General features: G+C 45.6%; 29 protein-coding genes, 1 other RNA gene and 6 pseudogenes. 34 read left to right on the top strand and 2 right to left on the bottom strand.

The annotated features are described in order from the left end of the window. Positions 1–5: 5 nt before the first annotated feature. The gene (locus ACYF68_RS07595) at positions 6–1,853 is read right to left on the bottom strand and encodes a transglycosylase domain-containing protein (protein ID WP_461046159.1); all 1,848 of its coding nucleotides are present in this window, start codon (positions 1,851–1,853) and stop codon (positions 6–8) included. Between the two features lie 2 nt (positions 1,854–1,855). Further along, positions 1,856–2,473 (bottom strand): Holliday junction resolvase RecU, encoded by a 618-nt coding sequence (gene recU / locus ACYF68_RS07590; protein ID WP_425568373.1) that lies wholly within the window; start codon positions 2,471–2,473, stop codon positions 1,856–1,858. An 87-nt stretch (positions 2,474–2,560) separates the two neighbouring features. Between recU and ACYF68_RS07585 the strand changes: the two genes are divergently transcribed. The 34 genes and pseudogenes from ACYF68_RS07585 (at position 2,561) to ACYF68_RS07420 (ending at position 25,927) form a co-directional block, all read left to right on the top strand. Further along, positions 2,561–2,887, top strand: a complete 327-nt coding sequence (locus tag ACYF68_RS07585; RefSeq protein ID WP_461046156.1) for a hypothetical protein — start codon at positions 2,561–2,563, stop codon at positions 2,885–2,887. Next, positions 2,887–3,426 (top strand): SLOG family protein, encoded by a 540-nt coding sequence (locus ACYF68_RS07580; RefSeq protein WP_461046154.1) that lies wholly within the window; start codon positions 2,887–2,889, stop codon positions 3,424–3,426. Before ACYF68_RS07585 ends, ACYF68_RS07580 begins: the two co-directional genes overlap by 1 nt. Before the next feature lie 4 nt (positions 3,427–3,430). Further along, positions 3,431–3,757, top strand: a complete 327-nt coding sequence (gene gpsB / locus ACYF68_RS07575; protein ID WP_380569479.1) for a cell division regulator GpsB — start codon at positions 3,431–3,433, stop codon at positions 3,755–3,757. 12 nt (positions 3,758–3,769) lie between these two features. Next, positions 3,770–4,148, top strand: an RNA gene (gene rnpB / locus ACYF68_RS07570) — RNase P RNA component class B. Between the two features lie 90 nt (positions 4,149–4,238). Then, entirely contained in the window at positions 4,239–5,369 is a 1,131-nt protein-coding gene (locus ACYF68_RS07565) for a THUMP domain-containing class I SAM-dependent RNA methyltransferase (protein ID WP_461046152.1), read from the top strand. A gap of 98 nt (positions 5,370–5,467) precedes the next feature. Beyond that, on the top strand, positions 5,468–6,559 hold the full coding sequence (locus ACYF68_RS07560) for a dynamin family protein (RefSeq protein WP_461046150.1): 1,092 nt from the start codon (positions 5,468–5,470) through the stop codon (positions 6,557–6,559). Then, positions 6,496–7,932 carry a dynamin family protein gene (locus tag ACYF68_RS07555; protein WP_461046148.1) on the top strand — a complete coding sequence of 479 codons (1,437 nt, stop codon included), beginning with the start codon at positions 6,496–6,498 and terminating at the stop codon, positions 7,930–7,932. The genes ACYF68_RS07560 and ACYF68_RS07555 overlap by 64 nt, the downstream gene beginning before the upstream one ends. Next, complete coding sequence (locus ACYF68_RS07550; protein WP_461046146.1) at positions 7,860–8,726, top strand: hypothetical protein; 867 nt, start codon at positions 7,860–7,862, stop codon at positions 8,724–8,726. Before ACYF68_RS07555 ends, ACYF68_RS07550 begins: the two co-directional genes overlap by 73 nt. Positions 8,727–8,729: 3 nt before the next feature. After that, a complete protein-coding gene (locus tag ACYF68_RS07545) occupies positions 8,730–9,578 on the top strand; it encodes a sulfurtransferase (RefSeq protein ID WP_461046144.1) in 849 nt (282 codons plus the stop codon). Further along, positions 9,568–10,113 (top strand): 5'-3' exonuclease, encoded by a 546-nt coding sequence (locus ACYF68_RS07540; protein WP_461046142.1) that lies wholly within the window; start codon positions 9,568–9,570, stop codon positions 10,111–10,113. Before ACYF68_RS07545 ends, ACYF68_RS07540 begins: the two co-directional genes overlap by 11 nt. After that, the gene (locus ACYF68_RS07535; RefSeq protein WP_461046140.1) at positions 10,113–10,439 is read left to right on the top strand and encodes a 5'-3' exonuclease H3TH domain-containing protein; all 327 of its coding nucleotides are present in this window, start codon (positions 10,113–10,115) and stop codon (positions 10,437–10,439) included. The genes ACYF68_RS07540 and ACYF68_RS07535 overlap by 1 nt, the downstream gene beginning before the upstream one ends. A gap of 10 nt (positions 10,440–10,449) precedes the next feature. Beyond that, positions 10,450–10,608 carry a hypothetical protein gene (locus tag ACYF68_RS07530; RefSeq protein ID WP_461046138.1) on the top strand — a complete coding sequence of 53 codons (159 nt, stop codon included), beginning with the start codon at positions 10,450–10,452 and terminating at the stop codon, positions 10,606–10,608. Beyond that, positions 10,593–10,886 carry a ribonuclease H family protein gene (locus tag ACYF68_RS07525; protein ID WP_461046137.1) on the top strand — a complete coding sequence of 98 codons (294 nt, stop codon included), beginning with the start codon at positions 10,593–10,595 and terminating at the stop codon, positions 10,884–10,886. The genes ACYF68_RS07530 and ACYF68_RS07525 overlap by 16 nt, the downstream gene beginning before the upstream one ends. 20 nt (positions 10,887–10,906) lie before the next feature. Then, the gene (locus ACYF68_RS07520) at positions 10,907–11,080 is read left to right on the top strand and encodes a zinc-finger domain-containing protein (RefSeq protein WP_380569473.1); all 174 of its coding nucleotides are present in this window, start codon (positions 10,907–10,909) and stop codon (positions 11,078–11,080) included. 11 nt (positions 11,081–11,091) lie between these two features. Beyond that, a pseudogene (locus ACYF68_RS07515) lies at positions 11,092–12,203 on the top strand (conserved virulence factor C family protein). 1 nt (position 12,204) lies between these two features. After that, positions 12,205–12,644, top strand: a pseudogene (locus ACYF68_RS07510) (BrxA/BrxB family bacilliredoxin). A 211-nt stretch (positions 12,645–12,855) separates the two neighbouring features. Continuing rightward, entirely contained in the window at positions 12,856–13,809 is a 954-nt protein-coding gene (locus ACYF68_RS07505; protein ID WP_461046134.1) for a thymidylate synthase, read from the top strand. Positions 13,810–13,816: 7 nt separating this feature from the next. Beyond that, complete coding sequence (locus ACYF68_RS07500) at positions 13,817–14,293, top strand: dihydrofolate reductase (protein ID WP_461047532.1); 477 nt, start codon at positions 13,817–13,819, stop codon at positions 14,291–14,293. 20 nt (positions 14,294–14,313) lie between these two features. Next, the gene (locus ACYF68_RS07495) at positions 14,314–14,760 is read left to right on the top strand and encodes a DUF2140 family protein (protein ID WP_461046132.1); all 447 of its coding nucleotides are present in this window, start codon (positions 14,314–14,316) and stop codon (positions 14,758–14,760) included. Positions 14,761–14,873: 113 nt separating this feature from the next. After that, positions 14,874–15,394: pseudogene (gene msrA / locus ACYF68_RS07490) on the top strand (peptide-methionine (S)-S-oxide reductase MsrA). Between the two features lies 1 nt (position 15,395). Continuing rightward, positions 15,396–15,820: pseudogene (msrB, locus tag ACYF68_RS07485) on the top strand (peptide-methionine (R)-S-oxide reductase MsrB). A 33-nt stretch (positions 15,821–15,853) separates the two neighbouring features. After that, positions 15,854–16,354 carry a PTS sugar transporter subunit IIA gene (locus ACYF68_RS07480; RefSeq protein WP_461046130.1) on the top strand — a complete coding sequence of 167 codons (501 nt, stop codon included), beginning with the start codon at positions 15,854–15,856 and terminating at the stop codon, positions 16,352–16,354. Beyond that, the gene (locus ACYF68_RS07475) at positions 16,354–16,575 is read left to right on the top strand and encodes a YozE family protein (protein ID WP_461046128.1); all 222 of its coding nucleotides are present in this window, start codon (positions 16,354–16,356) and stop codon (positions 16,573–16,575) included. The genes ACYF68_RS07480 and ACYF68_RS07475 overlap by 1 nt, the downstream gene beginning before the upstream one ends. Positions 16,576–16,605: 30 nt before the next feature. After that, the gene (gene deoD / locus ACYF68_RS07470; protein WP_461046127.1) at positions 16,606–17,325 is read left to right on the top strand and encodes a purine-nucleoside phosphorylase; all 720 of its coding nucleotides are present in this window, start codon (positions 16,606–16,608) and stop codon (positions 17,323–17,325) included. A 238-nt stretch (positions 17,326–17,563) separates the two neighbouring features. Beyond that, a complete protein-coding gene (locus ACYF68_RS07465) occupies positions 17,564–17,824 on the top strand; it encodes a hypothetical protein (RefSeq protein ID WP_461046125.1) in 261 nt (86 codons plus the stop codon). A gap of 64 nt (positions 17,825–17,888) precedes the next feature. Next, complete coding sequence (locus tag ACYF68_RS07460) at positions 17,889–18,335, top strand: S41 family peptidase (RefSeq protein ID WP_461046123.1); 447 nt, start codon at positions 17,889–17,891, stop codon at positions 18,333–18,335. Further along, positions 18,259–19,023, top strand: a complete 765-nt coding sequence (locus ACYF68_RS07455) for a S41 family peptidase (protein WP_461046121.1) — start codon at positions 18,259–18,261, stop codon at positions 19,021–19,023. The genes ACYF68_RS07460 and ACYF68_RS07455 overlap by 77 nt, the downstream gene beginning before the upstream one ends. A gap of 99 nt (positions 19,024–19,122) precedes the next feature. Beyond that, entirely contained in the window at positions 19,123–19,269 is a 147-nt protein-coding gene (locus tag ACYF68_RS07450; RefSeq protein ID WP_461047650.1) for a hypothetical protein, read from the top strand. Next, positions 19,203–19,495 (top strand): annotated as a pseudogene (locus ACYF68_RS07445) (glycosyltransferase); the annotation flags it as partial. The gene ACYF68_RS07450 and the pseudogene ACYF68_RS07445, both read left to right, overlap by 67 nt. A 198-nt stretch (positions 19,496–19,693) precedes the next feature. Then, positions 19,694–20,140, top strand: a complete 447-nt coding sequence (locus ACYF68_RS07440; RefSeq protein WP_461047529.1) for a glycosyltransferase — start codon at positions 19,694–19,696, stop codon at positions 20,138–20,140. Positions 20,141–20,197: 57 nt separating this feature from the next. Beyond that, positions 20,198–20,824, top strand: a complete 627-nt coding sequence (locus tag ACYF68_RS07435; protein WP_461046119.1) for a phosphatase PAP2 family protein — start codon at positions 20,198–20,200, stop codon at positions 20,822–20,824. 184 nt (positions 20,825–21,008) lie between these two features. Further along, positions 21,009–21,683, top strand: a complete 675-nt coding sequence (locus tag ACYF68_RS07430) for a response regulator transcription factor (protein ID WP_461046117.1) — start codon at positions 21,009–21,011, stop codon at positions 21,681–21,683. Then, on the top strand, positions 21,680–23,017 hold the full coding sequence (locus ACYF68_RS07425; protein ID WP_461046115.1) for a HAMP domain-containing sensor histidine kinase: 1,338 nt from the start codon (positions 21,680–21,682) through the stop codon (positions 23,015–23,017). Before ACYF68_RS07430 ends, ACYF68_RS07425 begins: the two co-directional genes overlap by 4 nt. Positions 23,018–23,155: 138 nt before the next feature. After that, positions 23,156–25,927: pseudogene (locus ACYF68_RS07420) on the top strand (2-oxoglutarate dehydrogenase E1 component). Positions 25,928–25,936: the final 9 nt, after the last annotated feature.

Raw genomic sequence — 25,936 nt, 5'->3', positions numbered from 1 at the left:
GTATCCTACAATCCAGGCATCTTTCGCTGCATTGTCGGCAGATTATTCTCTTCCCTCAATTCTTTCGAGTAGGAAGTGGTTCCTGTTTTGGCGGCTATGTTCAGGCCATTCATTGGAATGAAGTCTGCACTGCCGTAAGGTTCGAAAGTGCCTTTTAGCATATCAGTCATCATGTAGGCTGTATAATCTTCCATAGCCTTTTCGGATTCGCTCTCAAACTCTATGGTTTCACCTTCATCGGTGACGACGTAGCGGATTGACTGCGCTTCATTGTAAGTACCACCGTTGCCGAAAGAAGCATAGGCTTGGGCCATTTCCAGTGGACTGAACACTGAATGCTCACCGCCCCCGAGCACATCATTGAACGTCAACGACAGATCGTCTTCGTCCTCAGTGCTGTACTCAAGTCCGACATTTTCCGCAAATTCCTCAGGCGCATTTTCTCCCGCTTCTTCCTTTACAGCCTCAAAAGTCTTGACTGCCGGAATATTGAAGCTCTGCCTCAAGGCATCCCTCATCGTAACTTCTCCGTGATCCTGCATATCATAGTTGCGGATTGTATGATTGAAGCCCTCGGGTTGGTATTCCATTTCATCTTCAATGAGATGATCCGTCCGCCACTTCATATGTTCTATGGCAGGGCCGTAGGAAAGGAAAGGCTTCATTGTAGACCCCACGTTCTTTTTGACCAATGCCTGGTTATGCATGACGACTTCACGGTAATCACGTCCTCCAGAGATGGCGACCAGATCACCTGTCTGTGTATCCAGTATGGTGGACGCAATATTGAAGTGCTCGCTTTTGAATTTTTCATTATAATAATAATCTCTGTCATTGACCATAGTCTGAAGCTCTGCTTGGACATCACTGTCCATATTCGTATAGATCGACAGGCCGCTTGCCAGTGCTTCACCAAGCTCCATATCTTTAAATTTATCGTTCGTCTGCAGTTCCTGCTTGACCATATTTATATATGAGGCATATTCAGGATCTTCCGGTTCGCTAGAAGCACGCTCTTCTTCCGAGCGGCTCACCAGATTCGCTGTGATGTCCGTATTTATCGCTTCATTGTACTGTTCTTCGGTGATGCGTTCATGATGCAGCATGAGATTCAGTACAGTGTGGGCCCGGTTGGTTCCCGATTCGCCATCTACATATAGATTATACCGGTTGGGCAGCTGCGGCAATCCGGCAAGGTAGGCTGTTTCCGCCAGGTTCAATTCATCAAGCTCTTTGTCGAAATAGTATTTTGAAGCTGTCCTGATGCCGTATATCCCATCCGAGTAGTAGATTTTATTCAAGTACATCTCGAGTATCTCGTCCTTCGAATATTCCTGTTCCAGGCGATAGGCGAGATACGCTTCCTGTGCCTTTCGGGCGATGGTCTTCTCTTCGGTCAGAAAGACCCGTTTGACGACTTGCTGCGTGATTGTACTCGCTCCCTGACTGCCGAAACCATCCGTAACGTTGTTGAGCACCGCTGCGCCGAGTCTCCGGAAGTCCACAGCCCCATGCTCATAGAAACGGTCGTCCTCAACCGACAGCACAGCGTCGGTGACGTATTCCGGCGTATTGTCGATGTCCAGCAGTTCCCGCTTTTGGCCTTCAAACAATTTCGTGACCAATTCATCGTCCTTATCGTATATTTTAGCAGGTATCGGGTCTTTCAGCTTCTCCTCGCTGAAGGCGGGGGCTTTCGATGCATAGTAGGCGAACAGGAAGGACCCGACAACCAGCATGACCAGGCCGATGAGCAGGAGCCATAAAACTATGCGTTTGATCATTGATGACCTGGAGCGTTTTCCACCTTTCTTCTGTGGCTTTCCAGAACTTCTCTTATAATTTTGTGCCATTGTCATTCTCCATTCTCGAAATAGAATTCATCTACAGCGTCCAAATATTGGATGCGCGGGTTTATGGCCTGCTTAAGCAGGATGCTCTCATCCTTGATGTCTTGATATCTGATTGATTTTCTGCCACCATCTTTATAAGCATCCCAAAACGGCAGGAACTTTTCAAAGGGCATCATATACGTCTCCCCATAGAATGAAAAGCGGAGGATGATAAAGACTAAGCCGCCATGCCTATGGCACCGTGTCATATGGTCAACCTGGTGTTCATGTATGTTGATGAAGGGGAAACGGGACTCGTTGTGCGTTTCCTTCGCTTCAAAGTCTATATATTTCCCTCGATATATGCCATTGTAGTCGCTTGTCGACGGTACTTTAAAGTAGGCTTCATCGATCTTGGCCCTGTTTCTTGACGGGTAGTCCACATTGACGATCTGCACGGGCGTCGGTTTCTTGTGTATGACGGCCCGTCCCGTCTCCAGGTAGAATTGATTGGTATGGTCAAGATCTTTTTCCAGCGTCATTCCCCGCGATCCGTAGCGGACCGTCCCGCTTCTCGACTTCTTCCGGGAAGCAGGATTGTTGTGCCGGGGCTTCGTGCCTTTAGGGTACTTCATGCCCATCACCTTTCGTTATTGTGTATGATGATATATCATTATACAATATTTACGCTGACTTAAACATTGATAATTATAGGAGGTGCAGCATTTTTGTCAAGAAACCCCTCTTTTTCCGAACTGCGCGCATTGCTTGATGAAGTTGCCCGGAGGTACGAGGAGGCCAGGGCAGGATATGAATTCGACTTCGATGAGGAGATCGAACCGTTCCTTAAAGATAACGAAGAGACCGTAATGTCCATAAGGAACATGAAGACGGATTTCCGCTTCAACGCTGCCACCCGTGAAAAGGCCGAAGAGGAATTCATGGAACTCTTGATGGCTTGCCATATGCGCCGCTTCAGTAAGAAAGTTTCCCGCGAGAAATACAAATTCCTCAACATGTGGCTGGCCCACGCCGAAAGGGAGGCGCTATTCTGATGCGGACACTGATCGCCGGCTACAGGCCTTATGAGCTCGGTATATTCAAATCGTCACAGCCTGAAGCCCAGGTGCTTAAAGACTTCATGGAATTCAAATTGAAGGAATATATCGATAACGGCACCGAATGGTTCATCATCCAAGGGTACACCGGCATCGAGTTCTACGCCGCCTTGGCGATGATCGAGCTGAAAGAGGAATATACATTCAAGTATTCGGTGCTGAAGCCCTTCCACGGCTTCGACGACCGGTACAAGGAGGACGATGCGCTGCTGTTGCATCAGATTTTAGATAACAGCGATCATCACCAGTTCATCTTCGACAGACCTTACGAATCTCCGCGGATGTTCCCGATGATCAACCGATTCCTGATCGACCATTCGGACCAGGCCCTCATCGTATATGATGAACAGGCCGAGTCAAAAACCCGATTCATATATGATCAAATGCTTGAACTAAAGGAAGATAGGCCGTATAATATTGAAAGAATACAATTTGACGAAATCAATGCTTTCATAGATTCCGCTTATGAGAGGTGATACAATGAGCGAGTACACGCTGAAGCTTTCAGCAAAAGATATATTCGAGAAAGAATTCGAAAAATCTATTAGAGGATTCAAGCCGATTGAGGTAGATAGTTTCCTTGATGATGTCATCAGCGACTATCAGAAGATGGCTGATATGAATAATAGCCTCAAAAGACTGGAAGATGAGAATGCCCGCCTCAAAAAGGAAGTAGAGGAACTGAGGATTCGTGTAGCGACTAAATCACGCTCCGTTGATAACCAGACGCAAAACCACCAGATCGATATACTCAAACGCTTGAGCAATCTGGAGAAAAAGGTGTTTGGACAGTCTAAAGTAAATTGATTCGAACCGGTATGTCTCGGATAATCGCTATGCACTCTGATGCATAGAGGAAAGTCCATGCTCACACACTTCTGAGATGAGTGTAGTGTTCGTGCCTGACGAAACAATAAGTCAGGGCAGCTTAAGGCTGACGGCGACGACAGGGCCTAAGTGAGAATATGGTCCCGGTAGTCATAAATGTGCCACAGTGACGTAGCTTCTGCAGAAATGCAGAAGGTGGAACGCGGTAAACCCCTCGAGTGAGCAATCCAAATTTGGTAGGAGCACTTTCCAATGGGAATTCAACCGGCGGAGAGATACTACTTTGTAGTATAGACAGATGATTATCACCACTGTGCGAGTGTAACTAGTGCACATGACAGCACGGTGGTACAGAACATGGCTTACAGAGACACCGGACTAGACATGCTCTCCATTACGAAATGGGGAGCTTTTATTTTATAGATTATGGGTCATACATAAAAAAAGAGAGGGTTTTTAGATGCAATTCAAACTGCTGGCAAACACACCAATGGGCGTAGAGAGGGTCGTCGCCGATGAAATAGAGGCGCTTGGCTATCCTGCGACACTCGAAAATGGACGGGTCTATTTTGAGGGCGATGAAACGGCCATCATCCGGACAAACTTGATGATGCGCACAGCCGACCGCATCCGCATCATAGTCGGGGATTTTGAAACGACATCCTTCGACGATCTTTTTGAACAGACGAAGGCATTGCCATGGTCAGATATACTTGGTCCAGCGGCTGCGTTCCCCGTTACAGGCCGCTCCCATAAGTCGACGCTGTACAGTGTACCCGACGTGCAACGCATCGTAAAAAAAGCCATCGTCGAACATCTTAAGGAAGCATTCAACATTAAAGGCAAGCTGCCTGAAAATGGTCCAAGATACAAAGTGGACATCGCCATACTGAAAGACCGGGCAGTGCTGACCATCGACACAAGTGGCGATGCCCTCCATAAACGCGGCTACCGTACGGGCCAGGGGGAGGCGCCGATCAAAGAAACGTTGGCCGCCACCATGCTCAAACTGGCCAACTATGACGGCTCGAAAACGTTGATAGACCCCTTTGCCGGTTCCGGTACGATCGCGATCGAAGCCGCGTTGATGGCGCTCAATATCGCACCCGGTTCGAACCGTACTTTTGATGCCGAAAAATGGGATATCATCCCGGAGGCGGATTGGCAGAATATGCGTATGGAGCTGGAAGAAGCGGCCCTTTATGAGCGGGACATCAAAATCATCGCCGCCGATATCGATCCTGAAATGATATCAGTCGCTAAAGATAATGCCCTCGAAGTCGGCCTGCAGGATGATATTGAATTCCTGGTGTCCGATATCCATGATTTCGAGATTGAAGATGAATATGCCCAACTGGTGACCAATCCACCTTACGGCGAACGCATCGGGGAGGCAAAAGAAGTCGAAGAGATGTACAGACGGCTTGGCGATATGATGGTTGCCGACCCGACGCTGAGCGTCTATCTGCTGACTTCAAATAAAATGTTCGAACATATAGTAGGGAAGCGTGCGACGAAGCGCCGTAAACTGTTCAATGGCTATATAGAGACCACGTACTTCCAATATTGGGGAAAGCGGGGGAATGAATAATTGTTGGAACCGCTACCCTTGAAACCCTGTATAAATTACGGAAAGAGATTCTGAAGTCGAACAATGCATTTCTAGTGTCACAGATTGACCATGCCATTATGAAAACTTATAGGGGCCAGCTTGTATTTTCATTTATCGGCCACTTCTCTGCAGGGAAATCCAGTTTGGTCAATCATCTTCTCGACCGCGATATCCTGCCTTCTTCGCCAGTGCCGACCACAAGCAACACCGTATCGGTGGAAATCGGTGAAGCGGAGGAGATCCAGGCCTTCATCGACCAATATAGATACATTCCACTCGAAGACTATAGCGCGCTCAGGGAGTTGAACACGGGTGACTTGGACATCGCGTCGATCTCCATGAAAGTCGCCCACCCGGTATTTAAGGAAAAGACGGTGTTCCAGGATACGCCGGGCGTCGATTCCAGAACCGACAGTCATGAGGACAGTGCCAACCGCTTCCTGCTGAACAGTGACTACATCTTCTTTACAGTCGAATACAATCACGTCGAAAGCGAACATAATCTAAGGCTGCTAAAAGAGATTTCAGAGATGAACATCCCGTTCTCCCTGATCATCAACCAGATCGATAAGCACGACGATGGGGAACTGTCCATGGACACCTTCATCGCACGCATCAAAAGAACATTGAGCCAATGGCGCATCATGCCGGAGAAAGTGTTTACGACTTCCATCTATGATACCCCGCATAATGATGTGAAGGCGCTGGCTGTGCACATCTCACACGTCGAATCGCGCCACGGGGCATATGAGGCGGCGTACCATGAACGCATTGTAGACAATATTGAGCGCCGTCAACTGCATTATCTGGATGACCAGATCTCTTCTCTACAGGAGCGCCTGGAACTTGAAGAGGGTGTCCAGAAAGATGTTGTAGAGGCCCATATCGATTATCTCGAAAAGGAAGATGACCAGAGCAGGATTGCAGCACTGCACTCCGACCCAGACCAATTGAAGAGACATATACAGGATAAAGTGAAGGCGCTCGCAAAGGACAGCTATCTCTATCCCCACCCAGTCAAATCCGCCATCACCGAATTTTTGAAGGTGTTATCGGGAGACATCAAACCAGGGGGTTCTTTGGCAAGCAAAAGAAGTACCAATCATTGTATGAGTCCCACCGCACAAAGATCGGTGAAGAGATTCAACCCGTCATCCAATCCGAAATAAATGCCCCGGTGAATGCCCTCTTTGATACGCTCGCTCTAGAAGGGGCGCCTTTTCGGTACATCTGGAATGATGAACTGCTGTCTGAGGAAGACATCACCACCCTGTCTTCCCAGTACATCATGAACTATTTGGACAAGTTGAAAGCCAGGATTGAAAAAGACGTCACCGCATCTGCATTGACGCATGTCGCCACATTATCCGCAGCCACTGAAGGGCCACGGACTGAAGACCATTCGGACGAGATTGATGACGCGAAACATCTGGCGGCATTGCTTGCCTTGAAGGAGTCCCTAGACACTGCCAACTATAGGCATTTCTATATCCATCTGGACGACGAAACCGACAAGCTTGAACTGACGGAAGCGGTGAGCCGTGATGTCGTCCAAACCGAAGTGGAACGCCCCGAATCGAGAGGGTATGAAGCACCTGCACCGCAAGACATGGACATCGACCAGTTCGAATATCTCCTGAAGATCCTAAAACCGCATCCGCGGTATGCGGAGTTCGCTGCAATAATCAACGAGAAGCTCAAACGCATCCATGACGGTAAAGTCAACATCAGCGTCTTCGGTGGCTTCAGCGCCGGCAAAACGACGTTCATCAATGCATTGATGGGGGAGGCCCGACTGACCGCAAGCCCGAATCCGACCACCGCCACAATCACTGAGATATCGAACGAGGGCGAGTCGCGGGCACTCTATAAGACAGAAGCGGATATCGTCCAGTCGCTTCAGGTGATCACCAATCAGGATGGTCAGGCCATCACTGATTTCATCCCTTGGATTAAACGCCATAAAAATAATGTCAAAGAAGCCTACATTCCGTTCCTAAACGGCATATTGACGCATTACGACGCCCATCGGGATGATCTGGGCAAGGAAATCAGCATGTCCGAAGATAAACTTATAGAAAAGATCAGTGCAGACGAAGAAGCGATCTTCATCCATAAAGCATACCTGTCCGTCGATAATGAATTGACACAGCGCTTTTCCATCGTCGATTCACCAGGCATCAACTCAATTAACGAACGCCATACAGAGGAGACGCACCGCATCATCTCAGACAGTGACATGATCATATACGTCTCCTACTACAATCATGTCTTCAGCCGTTCCGATGAGCGCTTCCTACAGTATATAAAATCGATAAAGGGCAGCGGGTTCCCGATCATCTTCATCATCAATGCGGTGGATCTGATGCGGACCGAGGCAGACTTGGAAAAGTCATGGACTATACCCACGAGTCGCTTGATCACCTCGAGATCAGCCATAAAGTATTCCCGGTCTCGAGCAAACAAGCAGTGGCGTCCCATAATGCTCAGTTTGAAGCGGCCAAGGCGGAAATCACCGAGATTGCCAACAATAATGCCATAGGCATGCAGTATCAGTCGCTTAGGGAAACGGCCAACCAGCTGGAAGAAGCAGTGGCTGCCAATATGCGGCGGTACCATAATCAGAATGAGGAAAAGGATCGCATTGAAACGCTTCGGCGCCGTCTCCTTGAAACGCTTGCCGACTACAGTGCCCAGCAATTTGCACATACCCTGCAGCAGGAGATCGACATCATCCTCTCCCATACTGAAAAGCAGCTGAAGCTTAAACTCTACGATTACTTGAAATACTTGATATCGGCTGCGGACATAAAAGATCGGAATTTCATCGCTGACAATCTGACGGCGCTCTCCAATGACATCAACCAGCACCTTGGACTTGAACTTGCCACAAGTTTCAACGCAGTCTACCATAAGGCTGATGCCGAGCTGATGCAGTCCTTGACAGCCATCAACGAAGACTTGGGCAAAGCCATGATCGCCAGCCGTATTGAAGACGGGCGTGTGCCGAGGCCACAGCCGGAACTGCGCATCGATCCGCAAGTCCTGTTGGACCACCAAAAAGCACTGCATAAATCGAGGAGCCAACCTAAAGCATTCAGGAGTCTGCTACTCGAGCTGTCCGAGGCGATTATCGGCTCCATCGATTTCGAGGCACTTGAAACAGAGCTGGTGCAGATGGCAGATGAGTATCTGACAGCCAAAGACACCGTTTTGGACGATGAACTCACCACTGTCTCTCACGCATTGAATGAACCGCTTGCTGATATCAGCGAAACGGACTATGAAGAAGACCAGGCACTTTTCGAACAACTGAAAAGGCATAAAGGAGATTAAAAAATGATTATAGACAGTACCGACAATAATCTACGCGGCACACAGTTCATGCCCATCGATTGCCGTAATGTCATGGATGACCTAGATGCATCCGCCGCGATGGTGGCGGATGCACCATATCTAGGCCTCCATATCCCCCAAAAGCCATGGATGTTCACATCAGAAGGCCTAAATGAAGGGCGTCATCCCATACCACCAGGCTCTGTGGTAGGCGCACTTTATGATGCACTGAAGCAAGACGCAGATGCCGAACTGCTTCTATTGGATAAGGAGGACGCATTCTTCCATACGCGCCTCTATTATCTATTCCAGCTATACGGCTTCCATGCCGTGCTGTGGAATGACTCGTGCGAGAGCCTAAAAGATTCCGGCCTCACGCTACTGGAGCACACGCCTTCCTTACCGGATGAAGTTGATGAATCCCGTGAGGTGCAGCCTCCAGATGCATCGATGCTCGCCACACTCGAAGACGTGGCGCATGCTGTGGGCATTGATGATGTGCTGCTGATCGACGTCAGGGCACGCGGACGCTACCTCGGTGACACGGAGCCGATCGACTTTAAGAAAGGGCATATACCGGGTGCTGTGAACATCCCGTATTCCGACGTCTTTGAATCAGGCCGCCTGGATATAACCAGCCTGGAGCACCTCAGGCCCTTCCTGTCGCAATTTAAGGAACTCATAGTCTATTGCGGCTCGGGCATGAGTGCGACGCCGCCATATTATGTGCTCGAGAATATGGGGTTGCCGGCACGCCTCTACGGCGGCAGCTTCTCGGAATGGATCCGCCATCACGATGTGGAGACCGGTGTGTCGACCATGCACGAAAGGATGGCAAAATTTGAAGGATAAAAATCTGATCATAGACGGCATGGCGCTCTTGTTCCGTCATTTCTACGCCACCAGTTTCAGGCAGCAGTTCATGTACAGTGCCTTCGACAGGCCGACCAACGGCGTGCAGGGGGTTGTGCGCCATGTCTTCAAACTGGTCGAAACCGTGCAGCCGACCCGGCTCATCATCACATGGGATATGGGGTCACAGACGATCCGCAACGACTGGTATCCAGACTATAAAAAGAACCGCACAGCCCCGCCTGATGAGCTGATTCCACAATTCGACCACATCAAGGAAGTATTTGATGACTTGGGCATCTTCCAGATCGGCATCAAAGGCTACGAAGCGGACGACATCATCGGTACGCTGTCGACCGCGCTCGACGATGTCGTGATGGTCAGCGGTGACCGCGACCTCCTGCAGCTTCTGGATGAAGAGAACGAGCTGTGGCTGACGAAGAAAGGCTATACCGAATACCATCACTATACAAAAGAGCGTTTTATACTGGAACATGGCATCACCCCGGGCAATTCGTCGATGTCAAGGCGCTGATGGGGGATGCAAGTGACGGCTATAAAGGCGTCAAAGGCGTGGGCGAGAAAACCGCATTCAAGCTGATACAGGAATATGGCAATATAGACAATATGCTGACTAATCTCGACATCCTGACGCCAGCACTGAGAAAGAAGATTGAAGCGGATATGGCATCTTTGAGGATTGCCCATCAGCTGGCGAAGATCATTACCGATGTCCCGCTTGACGCGAATGAGATAAGTGAATCGAGCATACTGCGCCTGTCCCTTCAGGACGTCGATCAGGTGCTCTTGGCACATGACCTGTCCATCGCCAGAAAATATGTAGGGAAGCTCGGTCTCTAGGAGGGTCTGTATGACACGTGTATATATAGATGCAGCAGCAGGCACCAACCCGAAGGCTGCCGCCGGCGCTGTAGTCTTCAAGGATGACGCTGGACAAAAAGAATTCACCACGTATCTGGGGAGATGGATAACCATGAGGCGGAGTGGGCGGTTTTGGAATTTGCGGTAGATAAGGCGCTTGAGCATGGATATCACTCACTGATCATCCACACCGATTCAAAGGTCATTGCAGATAGCTTCGATAAAAACCACGTCAAAAATAAAGTGTTCCGAAAATATTTTATGAGTGTTTCAGATAAGATAGGGGAAATGGCTTTGTTCATCATCAGCTGGACCCGAGGAATAAAAATAGACACGCTGATGCACTCGCTAAAGACGCACTGTTCAGGCACCGGAAAAACTGATTGTGTGGCCCTGCCTTTTGTTATGGAAGGAACTTCGTTATAATCAGTGGAGGAGGTTGAAAAGTGAACACAGATGTACTTGAAAAAATTAATGATCTAGAAGAAAAGTACTGTCACGGCTGCCTTCTCAAAGAATTGAACCGTTCCGAAGGCAGCAGGACAGCTGCACATAATTTCTGCATCCATGAGTGTTCGGTCGGCATTTCGATACGGACGCATGGCAATAAACTTCAATAGGAGGATATATAATGGAAATCGTAAAAATTGAACCGACACCAAGTCCCAATACAATGAAAATCACTGTGAGTGAAGAGAAGAAGGAAATGAAGTCATCGACTTACCGCGCTGTTTCAGATGAGGCACCTGAGTTCATCAACCGCGTACTTGAATTGGAGGATGTCACAAGCGTCTTCCACGCCCTTAATTTCATCTCGGTCGATAAGTCGCCGAAGGCGGACTGGGAGACGCTCATCCCTCAGATCGAGCAGACTTTCGATTCCAATAATGACGATGAAGTAAAAAAAAACTAGAATCTGAAAATGCGTTTGGCTCCGTCTCGGCCCAGGTGCTTACATTCAAGGGCATACCCTACCAGATTAAGCTCAACGATGGCCAGGAACACCGCAGGCAGCTGCCAGAACGTTTCACCGATGCCGTGGAAGCGGCAACCCTCCCTGAAGACAACATCATCATGCTCAGGAAATGGGAGGACTATGGCACCAGATACGGGGAGCCCGAATCAATCTTCGAAGAATTGACTGAAGAGCTTGAGGCGCTCCATGACGATGCAGTGCTTAAGACCATGGTGGAGGAAGCAAAGACAAAGAAGGCCCCGGAGCCAAAACGCTACTTTAAAGTAGAGAAGTCCGACTTCACTGCACGCGACAACTGGAAGGAACGCCTGTGGCTGCTCAATCATATGGAAACACCCACACAGGATGATTATCCCGTCCTGGCAATCGCCCTGGAAGATGAGAAGATGCAGATCAGGCGGGAAGCGGTGAGCCTGCTGGCAATGGTTGAGGAGCGTGCGACGCTGCCTTATCTTAAGAAAGCCTTGCAGGATCGTTCCGTACCCGTCAGACGGACTGCTGGTGATGCATACAGTGACCTTGGGTACAAAGAAGGGTTGCCGGACATCTATCCTCTACTCGGCGACAAGAGCCCGATTGTGCGGTGGCGTGCAGCAATGTTCATATATGAGGTCGGTGACGAAGAGAGCTTATCTCATCTAAAGGCGCATAAAGATGATCCGCAGTACGATGTACGGCTGCAGATCGAAATGGCCATCACCCGGATAGAGCAGGGCGAAGAAGCCCTCGGCAGCGTGTGGAAGCAAATTCAGGAAAGGGAGCGATAATATGAACGCCTATGAAGAGTACATGAAGGAAATGGCACGTCCAATGCGTGAGGAATTGACCGGCATGGCTTTCAATGACCTTACTACAGCAGAGGCAGTCGATCAGTTCATGAAGGATATCGGCAAAGATGAAACCGCCTTTGTGGTTGTAAACAGCGTCTGTGGTTGTGCAGCGGGACTCGCACGGCCTGCTGCCGTAACTGTAGCGGAACAGAACCCCATCAAGCCGGATCATAAAGCAACGGTATTCGCCGGCCAGGACAAGGAAGCGACTGAACGTATGCGCGAGTACATCGGCCAAGCGCCTTCCAGTCCTTCCATGGCCCTTTTCAAAGGGGATGCACTTGTGCATTTCGTACCCGGGAAAGTATTGAGGGCCGGGATGTGCATGACATCATGATGGACCTGAAAGAAGCATTTGATGAAAATTGTGCAAAATAAAAACAGGAAAGGCCCAGCCTTTCCTGTTTTTATTGGATAGGTTCTACTCAAAAATACTCATCGACATCAAATAGAGAGCAAGAAGAGTGAGACCGACCGTCATAAATATTTCCATGATCGACACCCCAAATCAAATAAATTTTTAACTGTTTCAATTGTATTCAATGTATATTATATATAAAGACGTCCAAAAAGAAAAGGGGAGGATCTAATGAATACTTTTGATGATACGTATCATGACCTTATGAAAAAAATCAAAAGCGAAGGCAGTTACAAGGATGACCGCACCGGGACCGGCACCTATTCGTTGTTTGGCCATCAGATGCGCTTTGACCTTAAAGAAGGATTCCCGCTGTTGACCACCAAAAAGGTGCTTTTCAAAATGCTTGCAACAGAATTGATATGGTTCATACGCGGGGATACGAACATACGTTTCCTGCTTCAATACAACACTAACATATGGAACGAATGGGCGTTTAAAAATTGGGTCGAATCCGCAGAATACGAAGGCCCGGATATGACCGATTTCGGACGCCGTGCGCTGGAAGATGAATCATTCAACGAAACATACAAAGAAGAAATGGCGCGTTTTAAAAATAAGATACTGGAAGACGACGTGTTTGCCGAGAAATACGGTGATCTTGGAAATGTCTATGGCAAACAATGGCGCCATTGGCAAGGCCCGGACGGCTCGTTTACGGATCAGTTGAAGAATGTCGTCGAAAGCATCAAAAAGAATCCAGATTCAAGAAGACACATTGTTACGGCGTGGAATCCTGCTGAAATCGATGGTATGGCATTGCCGCCATGTCACGCCTTCTTCCAATTCTATGTAAATGACGGGAAGTTGAGCCTGCAGCTCTATCAGAGAAGCGGAGATGTTTTCCTAGGCGTACCATTCAATATAGCAAGCTATGCGCTATTGCTTGAGCTCGTCGCACGGGAGTGTAATCTAACGGCGGATGAATTCATCCATACATTGGGAGATGCGCATATCTACACCAACCATATGGACGCAGTAAATGAACAGCTCGGCCGTGAGAGCTTCAGTCCTCCTAAAATCAAAATAAAAGGCAATAAATCAATGTTCGATCTGGAATATGAAGATTTCGAAGTCATCGACTACGAAAGCCACCCTTATATCAAGGCACCAATAGCCGTCTAGGAGGAGAATCATGATATCTTTAATAGTCGCTTATGCCGACCAATCTGTAATTGGCTTTAAAAACAAAATGCCCTGGCACCTTCCCGAAGATCTGAAACATGTAAAACGACTGACGGAAGGGAATACAATCGTCATGGGGCGTAAGACATTCGAATCATTGGGGCGTCCCCTGCCCAATAGGCGTAATGTGGTATTGACGCGCGATGAAACTTTCAGTGCAGAAGGCATTGATGTCATCAATCATATTGACGACATCAATTCTTTGGAAGGAAAAGTATTTATCTTTGGAGGGAGCACCATCTATGATCAGACGATGCACCTTGTAGAGGAAATGCATATCACCCGCATTCACAGGCGCTTCGCTGGTGACACCTTCTTTCCCGATTATGATCCTTCCAAATGGGAACTGGTCGACAAGATTGAAGGGACTCAAGACGAAAAAAACAGATATCCTTATGAATTCCTGCACTATAGACGCAAGTGAAGAAGGAGAGGAGTGGGAGGTTGAATATTTGGAAGACTCTCTTCGTAATACTAGTATCCATCAATATCCTGTTCATCATCTGGATAGCCATTACATTTGGCAATTCATATGATCTGCCTGATGAGAAAAACAGTAATTATAATACAGCAGAATCGGGTATAGAATTGAAGATGACCAATCAGGCAGTGCAATCCATCTTCAACGATGCAATCGATGATGAATCCATTCAGGTTTCGGTGGGTGAAGCGGGTATCTATTTTAAGGCTGTGCAGGATGTACTTGGCATTGAAATAGAAACTTCTTTGAATCTTGAACCCGTCTCTACAGGTGAAGAGATTGTCTTTGCCGTAAAGGATATCGATGTTGCCGATTTGCCGCTCACCCAAGATATGTTCTACTCAATCATCAAAAACCAAAGCGATCTCCAGAGGGCATCCGCTTTGATGATGATGAGCGTGCATTGTTAATCAACACCAAAACATTAACGCAGGATTTTGAAATGGAAGTGGAAGTCGAAAAGATTGATTACCGGAATGACGAGTGGTACTTTTCAATAATAAATGATTAAGAGGTGAGTAATTTGTCAACAGCTACACTAGCAGGAGGATGCTTCTGGTGCCTGGTCAAACCATTCGACCAATTTGAGGGTGTCAATTCCGTCGTGTCCGGCTATTCGAACGGACATGTGGAAAATCCTACGTACCAGCAAATCTCAACCGGCACAACAGGACATGTTGAGGCCGTTCAAATTGATTTTGATGAAACTGTAATGCCTTACGAAAAACTATTGAATATCTTTTCCAGGTTTTCGATCCAACTGATACAGAAGGTCAGTTTGGGGATAGGGGCCCGCAATATGCACCGGCAGTTTTCTATCATGATGACAGGCAAAAAGAAATTGCAGAATCTGTAATTGCAGATTTGGACAAACAGAATATATTCAATGGTCCGATAAAAACACCTGTTTTACCTTACAAAAACTTCTATAGAGCTGAAGAGGAACATCAAGACTTCTATAAAACGAACAGCGCCCATTATAATGCGTACTTTAAAGGTTCCGGCAGAAAAGCATTCATAGAAAAGCATTGGGGGATGAAATAGAATGTCAATAGAACGTCATGAATCAGAGTTATCACCAAAAGAATATAGCGTAATGAAGGAGAATGGAACTGAACCACCATTCCAGAATGAATATTGGAATCACTACGAGGATGGCCTTTATGTCGATAAATTGAAAGGCACACCGTTATTCACTTCAAGGGACAAATTCGCCTCCGATTGCGGTTGGCCAAGTTTTGCCAAAACAATTTCAGAGGACGTAAGTGAAAAGTTCGATGATTCTTTCGGGATGCGCAGAACTGAAGTGAGGAGCGAAGCTTCAGACAGCCATCTTGGCCATGTCTTCGAAGATGGTCCCAAAGAATTGGGGGCTTGCGCTACTGCATCAATTCAGCCGCTATGGACTTCATACCGAAAGATGAACTCGAAGAAAAAGGTTATGGGGAATACCTCAAATTATTCGATTGAATTTCAAATCCATTTTGATAGGAGAGTAAAATTATGTTCAAAAATCTATTTGGTAAAAAAGACAATGCTGAGAAGAAATTGGAAATTACGAGTCCGCTGAACGGTGAATATGTACAACTTGAAGACATCCCAGACCCGGTCTTCGCCGAAAAAATGATGGGCGAAGGGTTTGGCGTCGACCCTTCCGACGGTGAAGTCGTTGCGCCCGTCTCCGGGACGGTCATGCAAGTATTTCCGACAAACCATGCAGTTGGACTCAGAACTGCCAATGGACTTGAAGTTCTGATCCATATCGGTCTTGAGACCGTAGCGATGAAAGGTGAAGGCTTCACAGGACATGTTTCAGAAGGAGATTCCGTCGAAAAAGGAGATCCACTTGTCACTTTCGATATGGAACTGGTAAAATCAGAAGCGAACAGCACCATTTCTCCTGTCATCATCACGAATAGTGATATGCTGGATGAATTCAAGGTTGAGGATGTCACCAACTTAAACAGGGCCGACACTGTAGTTGTGACTGCTACCGTCAAGTAATGAAGAATCATTCATTCTACCAGTATATGAAAATAAGAAAAGGTGAAAACTCATCAATCGGAGGTTTAGCCGAACATATCTTAAAAGATCCCATGTTCCCGAAATATTCCACGGAATATTCTGAGGTTACGGAATACCTTGAGAACAATCCATATGAAGATATGCCACTTTCGCATTTTGATACTGCTTTTGACGATTACCTCAACTGGTTGCAGCATTAAAACAACTTAAGATAAAGGAGCAATAAAACAATGAGTATTCATATCAATGCCAAAAAAGGTGATATTGCCGACACTATACTACTGCCGGGAGATCCACTGCGTGCGAAATATATCGCCGAGAACTTCTTGGATGATGTCACTTGTTATAATGAAGTCCGTAACATGCTTGGATTTACAGGTTACTATAAAGGAAAACGCATTTCCGTCCAGGGGACTGGTATGGGAGTACCTTCGATCTCCATTTACATCCACGAACTTATGGATGAGTATGGCGTTAAAAACCTGATACGTGTCGGAACTTGCGGCGCTATTCAAAAAGATGTCAAAGTAAGGGATGTTATACTTGCCCAAAGTGCATCAGGTGATTCATATCAGAACCGTAAACTTTTCAAGAACATCGATTTTGCTCCAACATCCGATTTCGAATTGCTGCTCTCAAGTTATAATGAAGCACAGAAAAAGGGCATGAATGTTAAAGTCGGAAATATATTCACAGCTGATTCCTTTTATGATGAGAATGGCAATATTGAACAGTTGGCGGAATATGGAGTATTGGCGCTTGAAATGGAATCCACTGCATTGTTTACAATCAGTAAAAAGTTCAACGCCAGGGCGCTTTCAATTCTGACGGTTTCCGATCACGTATTAACGGGTGAAGCAACCTCAAGTGAAGAAAGACAAACTTCTTTCAACGAAATGATAGAGGTTGCCTTAGAAGCAAGCCTGCCGTTCATTGGAGAAGAAAAATAATTCCAAAAGAAAGGAAAGGTGTCGACACCTTTCCTTTTTACATATATTTGTTTAATTTTCATCTTTAAACTGATAAACTGTTACTTAATTATTCAAGTAGAAATTAGGTGTAGATTTTGAAAGAAGAGCATGACTCCAATAATTCCCGCAAAGTCGGGGCAAACATATAAATATCAATTTTTTCTGGTTCCTCATCATAATACTTACTTCCATCATACTTTCTGCAGTCATTACTGCGTTGAGCCTTGAAGCAGGCAATGAAAAGGCAGTGAATGTAGGTACTGATACCAGGAGCGAGTTTTCCAAACTCTATAGTGTCTACGACACCATCACCGACAACTACTACGAGGATGTTGACAGGAACGCACTGATAGAGTCATCAATACAGGGAATGGTTGAAGGTCTCGACGATCCCTACAGCGAGTACATGAATAACGAGGAAATCGCCTCGTTCGAGGAATCCGTCAGCGGAGACTTCGAAGGTATAGGGCAGAAGTGATGCAGGAAGGCAGTCGCATCATCATCACATCTCCAATGCGGGGTTCTCCGGCTGAAGAAGCCGGGTGGAGCCGGGCGATGAAATAATCGCAGTTGACGATGAGCCAGTAGAAGGTATGAATGTGCAAGAAGCAGTTCAACTTATCCGCGGGGAGAAAGGTACGGATGTCACCCTCACTCTTGCAAGAAATGAAGGGGACCCATTTGAGATTACGATCACCCGTGATACCATCCATATCGATAGTGTTACTTATGAAGAGGTAGACGGAGTCGGTCATATCAGCATAAACAGGTTCCAAAGAGGCACCAATGACGAATTCGAAGCTAAATTGAACGAAGCTGCAGAAGCTGATATTGAAGATCTGATCATCGATTTCAGATATAACCCAGGCGGTCTCCTGGATGAGGCAGTCGGCATGATCAACCAATTCGTCGATGAAGGGGAAACTGTACTTTACCTCGAAGAGAACGGGAGAACGAAAAGAAATTACAGCCCCTGGGCCTTCAAATGACAACACGGACGACTTTAATCTATATATACTGATTAATGAAGGTTCAGCGAGTGCTTCCGAAGTCTTCACCGGAGCGATGGACGATTTGACTGATGTCACAATTGCCGGTACAGAGTCATTCGGTAAAGGCATCGTTCAACAGACAATCGAATTCGGTGATGATTCCCTTCTCAAGTACACTGATACAAAATGGCTTACGCCAGAAGGCGATTGGATTCATGAAAAAGGCATCACACCGGATATCCGACTATTGAACCCTGATTATTATAGGGTCGAGATGCTTGGGCCTGATGAAGTCTTTACAGAAGGCATATCTGATGAATCTGTTCCTTCCATCAAGGTTGCGCTCGATACTCTCGGATATGCTGTGGATGATTTTGATGAATCCTACGATAAGAAGCTGACGAAAACAGTAATGAAGTTCCAGGCGGATAATGATCTCGACCAGACAGGCAACGTCACTGGCGAGACCGCCACTGCCATAATGAGTGAGCTGCGGACCTACATCAATGAAAACGATGCGCAACTCAATTATCTTGTGGATTATATCAACGGTGAGTTTACACGTTCTGAAATCGAAGAGTATGCAAAAGAACATGCGGAAATACTTGAAATTCAGAAACCAGAAGAAGATGATTCAGAAGAAAGTTCTGAAGAGTCCCCTGACGAAGAAGATACAGAAGAATAATCCAGAAGCCGTATGAACATAATGTTTATACGGCTTCTGATTGTACAGCAAGTTAAAATAGTTTAAAGTAATTACAATAGAACAGTTATGGAGGAAAGTATGGAACTTAAAAAAAGAAAAGTCGCCCTTACCGGAGGCGGGACTGTGGGACACGTCATGCTTAACAAACTGATGATCCCATGCCTGATAAACCGGGGATACAACCTATCTACATCGGATCGAAAAAAGGGATTGAGAAAGAAATAATCGGTGCGACATCGATCAAATACTATAACATCTCGAGTGGCAAGTTGAGACGCTATTTCTCAATGGAGAACCTTAAAGATGTAACGCGCGTTGCAAAGGGCATCGGCGATGCCAGAAAATCCTTAAGAAGGAGAAGGTGGAATTTGTATTTTCAAAGGGTGGGTTTGTCAGTGTACCTGTAGTGCTGGCCGCCAGATCACTCGGCATACCTGTATATATCCATGAGTCTGACATTACACCTGGCCTGGCAAATAAAATTGCCGTTAAATTTGCCACACAGATTTTCGTCACATTCAAAAAGACCCTAGACTACCTACCACAAAATAAAACTGAATACCTAGGCCCTGTAATACGTGACGAATTGGCACGTGGATATGATGAGATTGGATATGAACTTACAGGTTTCACTCCTGAAAAACCTGTAATGATAGTGATGGGAGGGTCACTTGGCGCGAAATCAATCAACAACTTCATCAGGAAGAATCTCGACGTGCTGACCAACGAATGGCAGATTATTCATCTGTGCGGCAGAGGAAACTATATCGAAGGGCTTGATAATCCGAATTATAAACAATTTGAATTCGTCAAAAAAGAATTGCCGCATCTTATGAAAATTTCCAAGATTGCAGTTGGCCGCAGTGGCTCCAATGCAATCTACGAGTTTTTGCTGAATGAAAAACCAATGATCCTCATCCCACTTCCCAAAGGCCAAAGCCGGGGAGATCAGGTTGAGAATGCAGATTATTTTAAAGAGAAGGGATATGCAGAAGTCATTGATGAAGAAGTACTCGGCATAGATACCTTCCAAGAAGCCGTGAACCGCATCCGAGATGATGAAGATGAGATACTTGCCAGAAATGAAGCAATTTGATGCAGGTTTCCGTCCAAAGGACCTGGTGGATATGCTGGTGGATAAGGAGGCGGATTAATGAGCCGCACAAAGAAATTCTCGCTTTTTATGGTATTTGTCTTGATCTTCGGTACCATTGCACTATTTCATGAATCACGAGTCGGCCGTTGGGTGGATAAAGAAGTGTACGAACTCATATATGCTTCTGAGAGCTTCATCACTACAGCATTGATGCTTGGCTTTACCCAAGTCGGGGAAGTCCTTTCAATGATTATATTATCAGTGATGATGATTACTATATTGATGCTCTATAGATTGAAGTATGCGACTTTGTTTCTGATCATATCCATGCTCTCCAGCAGCATACTTGTCCCGGTGCTGAAAAACTCCTTTGATAGGGAAAGGCCTTCGATGCTTCGACTGATAGAAATTACAGGATTCAGTTTCCCGAGTGGCCATGCAATGGGTTCGACCATTTTTTTTGGCTCGTTGATGGTTCTGGTGAAAAACAGTTCTCTGGAACACAAGACGTTACTTTATAGCCTTGGGGCGTTTTTTATATTAATGATTTCATCATCACGGGTATATTTAGGCGTACATTATCCAACTGATGTAATCGCTGGAATAGTCGGGGGAATTGCCGTAGTGACAGGTACAAGTTTTATTATGCATAAAAAGCTTGACAGAATGCGTCTACAACGATAAAATTTTAATTGAAAATGATTCTCAATGAGAATAAGCCCCCTTATTAATCTAATCATTTTCAAAAACTATATATCCTTTCTAAGTGGTATGGCTGAAAAACAGCCATACCACTTTTTATTGCTATCCTTTCTTAGAAATGAAGATTAGTGATATGATATGTAAAAAGAATGATAGGAAGATTAGGATGAAACAAATACTTGTAGTCGAGGATGAGCTTAACCTTGCCCGTTTTATAGAACTTGAGTTGACCCACGAAGGGTACGGGGTCACGTCAGCTTCAAATGGAGAAGATGGGTTGAGGAAAGCAATGGAAAATGATTATGACTGTATTCTCCTTGATCTCATGCTGCCCGGATTAAACGGTCTTGAAGTATGTAGAAGACTGAGAAAGGAAAAGGACACTCCCATCATCATCATCACCGCAAAAGGAGAGACGTACGATAAAGTCATAGGTCTTGATTATGGTGCCGATGACTATATTGTCAAACCTTTTGAAATCGAAGAACTTCTCGCAAGAATCAGAGTGATTATGAGACGCTCACCATCTCAAGTGAATGCAAGCGAGATACTTAGTACGAATGGGATAAAGATAAATTCCGACGCCCACCATGTCTCCGTTGACGGCAATTCAATCGAGTTGACGAAGACCGAATATGATCTTCTGTATCTACTGATGAAGAATGCCGGTATCGTGCTCCAAAGGGAGACGATTCTAGACCATGTATGGGGGTATGAAAGTGAAGTTGAAACGAATGTAGTGGATGTCTACATCAGATATTTGAGGAATAAATTGAAGCCCTACAATAAGCACAAGCTGATTGAAACTGTAAGGGGAGTAGGGTATGTGATCCGAACATGAATAAGAAATCGTTGAAGTATAAATGGCTGAGGCTATCCACCCTGATTATATCAGTAACCTATCTGATCTTCAGTTCGATGCTCATATATTTCACCAGTATATATTTGAAGGATCAGGAGTACCGTTCAGTCGATAGAAGTATTGAAGAATTGGAAAGCTTATATGAAACGCAACCGATCAACACCATAAGCCAGGATGAAGTGTATTCAAGCCTATATGACAGACAGAAGATGATACTCTATACCCAAGGTGGCGAGGAGGTCTTCAGCGCCACTACCGGTATACCGATGAAGCTTGATATTGATTTTGAAGCTGTTTCTGAACGGGAAATAAAGGAGTCTGAAATCGATCAGGAAGATTTTCTTATAGGCAGCACCAAAATTGATTCACAGTATTGGGATGGTTACATTTCAGTCATCCATCCCTTGAACTCATACAATTCAGTGATCCGCATGATGATGTTCATAGCAACAGTAGTTGGTTTCATGTCGATTCTCTTCACCTCCGTCATCAGCTACTTCTTTTCCAATAGGATGGTGCGCCCAATCAGGAAGATTGCGAACCAATTGAAACGGATCGAAGAGCAAGGCTTTTCTGAACGTCTGAAGATTACAACCAATTCAGAAGAAACGGACTATATGATCGATTCATTCAACCATCTGATGGATTCACTGGAACAATCCTATAATCAGCAGAAACAATTCGTCGAGGACGCCAGTCATGAACTACGGACTCCCCTCCAGATTATCCAGGGGCATCTGAAATTAATAAGCAGATGGGGAAAGCATAAGCCTGAAGTTCTGGATGAGTCATTGGGCATATCCATCGACGAACTGAGACGGATTAATAAATTGGTCGAAGAACTCTTGATCCTTACAAAGAACGAAGGTAAACCCGATATGAATATGGAGAAGGTGGATATTAACGAAGAGGTCAGAAGCCGTGTTGAATCTATGAGGAAACTCCATTCTAATTATACTTTCACACTTGACTTGGAAGAAGAACCGATCAAATATATGATCAACCCCTACCACCTCGAACAGATACTCGTCATATTTCTTGATAACGCCATAAAATATGATAAAGATAGATGTCACATAATGATTACTACAGAAATGAAAGAAGATCATTTTGACATAGTCATCATGGATTATGGCATTGGAATACCGGAAAAGGAAATCGAGGCCATATTCGATAGGTTCTATAGAGTGGATAAATCAAGGAGCAGAGAAATGGGAGGCAATGGACTCGGCCTTTCAATTGCAAAAAGCTTATTGAAAGCTATAGGGGAAATGTCTGGCTGGAAAGCGAAGAAGGACAGTTTACGAAGGTAACAATCCGTTTTTATATGAAAAAGTGACCTAAAGTAGCTTATTCTATGTTTTGCTCTTATTATTGGCTTTAAAACCTTATTCTATAGTGCTAAAATGGAGCTGTATAAGTTAAAAAGATTCTAAAGAGGGTGTGGCAAAATGCAGGAGAAAGAACTTGAGAATGCCCCGGTACGTTTCGGCGCTAACATGGGAATGCTTCTCGAGCTTCATGAAATGTATCAGGAAGACCCAAACAGTGTAAGCGAAGAAATGCGATTCCTGTTTGAAAATCTCAGCTCGGGTGGTGCTGTTGCCGATTCTTCGGGAACTGACCATAAGAAGGTGAAGAATCTACTTCACCTCATCGACAATATAAGGCTATTTGGACATTTGAAATCGGAAATCTACCCGTGTATGACCCTGATATAAAAAATGTGCCAAGTTTGGATTTCAAAGATTACGACCTCACTGAAGAAGATCTGAAAAATATGCCTGCTACTGTTGTCAGCGAGTATCTGAGCGATGACAACGATAATGCATATGAGGCATTAATGCAGCTTCATGACCTTTACACTGGACCGATTGCATACGAATACATGCATGTCAATGACACTGAGGAACGCCAGTGGTTCAAAGAGATGATTGCAGATCAGCGTAATTTTGAAATGTCAGATGATGAAAAGAAGCACCTCTTCAAAATGCTGGCTAAAGTAGAAGGCTTTGAAAAGTACATTCATAAAAACTTCGTTGGTGCGAAAAGGTTTTCTATTGAAGGTCTTGACTCCATTGTCCCTATGCTTGATCACTTGCTTACGCTTATGGCGGGACAGGGGATACCAAACCTTCAGATCGGTATGGCTCACCGTGGGCGTCTGAATGTACTGACGCACATTCTTGAAAAACCATATGAAATGATGATCAGTGAATTCATGCATACCGATCCTATGAAATTCCTTCCTGAAGATGGTTCCTGGAAATAACACAGGGCTGGATGCGCGATGTCAAATATCACCTTGGAGGCGCTAAAACGCGTTCTGATAAAGGTCTTGAGCAACGTATCACCCTCGCCAACAACCCAAGTCACCTTGAAGTCGCGGGCCCTGTAGTCCTCGGCAGAACAAGGGCACAACAAGAGACTGCGAACCTTGCTGGTCGTCCAGAACAGGATACCAACAAAGCAATTGCAGCCATCATACATGGAGATGCTGCCTTCCCGGGACAAGGAATTGTGTACGAATCACTTAACCTAGGTAAATTGAAGGGCTATTCAGTCGGTGGTTCCCTGCACATCATTGCAAATAATAGGATTGGCTTCACCACTGAAGAAACAGATGCAAGGTCAACTGTCTATGCTTCAGACCCTGCACTTGGTTTCGACCTGCCTGTGATACATGTCAATGCGGATAAGCCAGAACATGTCTTGCGTGCAATGGAAATCGCCCTGAGATATAGGCAGCAATTCGGTAAGGATATCGTCATAGATGTAATCGGCTACAGAAGATATGGTCATAATGAGATGGACGAACCTTCCGCTACAAACCCACTGCTCTACAAGGAAGTCAAGTCGCGTGAAACTCTTGAAGAACTTTATGGTGCCAGACTCGTTGATGAAGATATTCTTTCTGAAGACGAGAAGCAGGAAATTATCCAGAGTGTCTTTGATGAAATGAGAGCAGCGCATGATGCCATCGATAAGAATGATACAAATATAGATGGTGACCTTAAAGCTCCGGACTCGGTGATGGAAGGTCAAGATAGTAACTCCGAAGACAATATTTCAAGGGAGAGACTCCAAAAGATTAATGATGCGCTCTTGGATTATCCAGAAATTTCACCGTATTCAAAAAACTTTCCAAAGTCTTAGACCGTCGAAAAAAACCTTTCGAGGATGATAAAGAGCTCGTGGACTGGGCACATGCTGAAGCACTTGCTTTCGCTACAATCAATCAGGATGGCACCCCTATCCGTCTGACAGGACAGGACTCCGAAAGGGGCACATTCGCCCAAAGACATGCGGTACTCCATGATCCAGAAAGTGGTGAAGAACTTGTACCTCTTCACAACGTAGAAGATCTGAGTGCTTCATTCGATATACACAACTCACCATTATCCGAAGCTGCTGTAGTCGGATTTGATTATGGCTATAACATTGAACATAAAGATGTTATGACGATATGGGAAGCGCAATATGGCGACTTTTCAAATATGGCTCAAGTTTTATTTGATAATTTCCTATCGTCCGGGAATGCCAAATGGGGAGAAACTTCCGGCATGACCCTCTTCTTGCCACATGGACAAGAAGGTCAAGGGGCGGAGCATTCTTCAGCACGGCTTGAGCGTTACCTTCAGCTTGCGGCAGAAAATAATATGACGGTTGCAAACCTATCCAGTGCATCCAATTATTTCCATCTATTGCGTAAGCAAGCTCAATACATGGATACCGAAAAAATGAGACCTCTGGTTCTAATGACTCCAAAAAGCCTGCTTCGCAACGCAATAGTGAGTGAACCGGTTAGTGCATTCACTGAAGGTCAATTCAGGGAAGTAATCATCCCTTCCTATAAAAAGACAAAAGTCAAAAAAGTATTGATTGCAAGCGGAAAAATGGCAGTAGACCTTCTTGCTGAACAAAAGGATAATCCTGACGATGAAATCATCGTTGTAAGGCTGGAGCAGATTTATCCATTCCCATCCGAACAGCTGAAAGATCTATTGGATGATCTAAAAAATCTCGAAGAAGTGCGATTTGTTCAGGAAGAACCGAAAAATATGGGTGCATACCATTATGCGTTGCCACTATTGCTCGAGATCCTGCCTGAAAAAGTGGAATTGAACTACGTCGGAAGGTTAAGGCGTGCATCTCCTGCTGAGGGCGATGGAGAATCCTATAAACTGATACAACAAAAAATAATCGAAACTGCTTTTAAATAATAGGAGGTT

This window comes from Salinicoccus sp. CNSTN-B1 (genome assembly GCF_054792835.1).
The sequence above is the reverse complement of the archived record's forward strand: the minus strand, read 5'-3'. Positions and strand labels throughout refer to the sequence as shown.

Bases quoted from the DNA above. Each gene is read 5' to 3' on its own strand.
- ACYF68_RS07565 (WP_461046152.1), top strand. From the start codon at position 4,239: ATGCAATTCAAACTGCTGGCAAACACACCAATGGGCGTAGAGAGGGTC.
- ACYF68_RS07560 (WP_461046150.1), top strand. From the start codon at position 5,468: ATGAAAACTTATAGGGGCCAGCTTGTATTTTCATTTATCGGCCACTTC.
- ACYF68_RS07595 (WP_461046159.1), bottom strand. From the start codon at position 1,853: ATGGCACAAAATTATAAGAGAAGTTCTGGAAAGCCACAGAAGAAAGGT.
- ACYF68_RS07440 (WP_461047529.1), top strand. From the start codon at position 19,694: ATGATAGTGATGGGAGGGTCACTTGGCGCGAAATCAATCAACAACTTC.
- deoD (WP_461046127.1), top strand. From the start codon at position 16,606: ATGAGTATTCATATCAATGCCAAAAAAGGTGATATTGCCGACACTATA.
- ACYF68_RS07535 (WP_461046140.1), top strand. From the start codon at position 10,113: ATGGGGGATGCAAGTGACGGCTATAAAGGCGTCAAAGGCGTGGGCGAG.
- recU (WP_425568373.1), bottom strand. From the start codon at position 2,473: ATGGGCATGAAGTACCCTAAAGGCACGAAGCCCCGGCACAACAATCCT.
- ACYF68_RS07580 (WP_461046154.1), top strand. From the start codon at position 2,887: ATGCGGACACTGATCGCCGGCTACAGGCCTTATGAGCTCGGTATATTC.
- ACYF68_RS07425 (WP_461046115.1), top strand. From the start codon at position 21,680: ATGAATAAGAAATCGTTGAAGTATAAATGGCTGAGGCTATCCACCCTG.
- ACYF68_RS07530 (WP_461046138.1), top strand. From the start codon at position 10,450: ATGACACGTGTATATATAGATGCAGCAGCAGGCACCAACCCGAAGGCT.
- ACYF68_RS07455 (WP_461046121.1), top strand. From the start codon at position 18,259: ATGAAGGGGAAACTGTACTTTACCTCGAAGAGAACGGGAGAACGAAAA.
- gpsB (WP_380569479.1), top strand. From the start codon at position 3,431: ATGAGCGAGTACACGCTGAAGCTTTCAGCAAAAGATATATTCGAGAAA.
- ACYF68_RS07480 (WP_461046130.1), top strand. From the start codon at position 15,854: ATGTTCAAAAATCTATTTGGTAAAAAAGACAATGCTGAGAAGAAATTG.
- ACYF68_RS07430 (WP_461046117.1), top strand. From the start codon at position 21,009: ATGAAACAAATACTTGTAGTCGAGGATGAGCTTAACCTTGCCCGTTTT.
- ACYF68_RS07450 (WP_461047650.1), top strand. From the start codon at position 19,123: ATGGAACTTAAAAAAAGAAAAGTCGCCCTTACCGGAGGCGGGACTGTG.
- ACYF68_RS07435 (WP_461046119.1), top strand. From the start codon at position 20,198: ATGAGCCGCACAAAGAAATTCTCGCTTTTTATGGTATTTGTCTTGATC.
- ACYF68_RS07475 (WP_461046128.1), top strand. From the start codon at position 16,354: ATGAAGAATCATTCATTCTACCAGTATATGAAAATAAGAAAAGGTGAA.
- ACYF68_RS07545 (WP_461046144.1), top strand. From the start codon at position 8,730: ATGATTATAGACAGTACCGACAATAATCTACGCGGCACACAGTTCATG.
- ACYF68_RS07505 (WP_461046134.1), top strand. From the start codon at position 12,856: ATGAATACTTTTGATGATACGTATCATGACCTTATGAAAAAAATCAAA.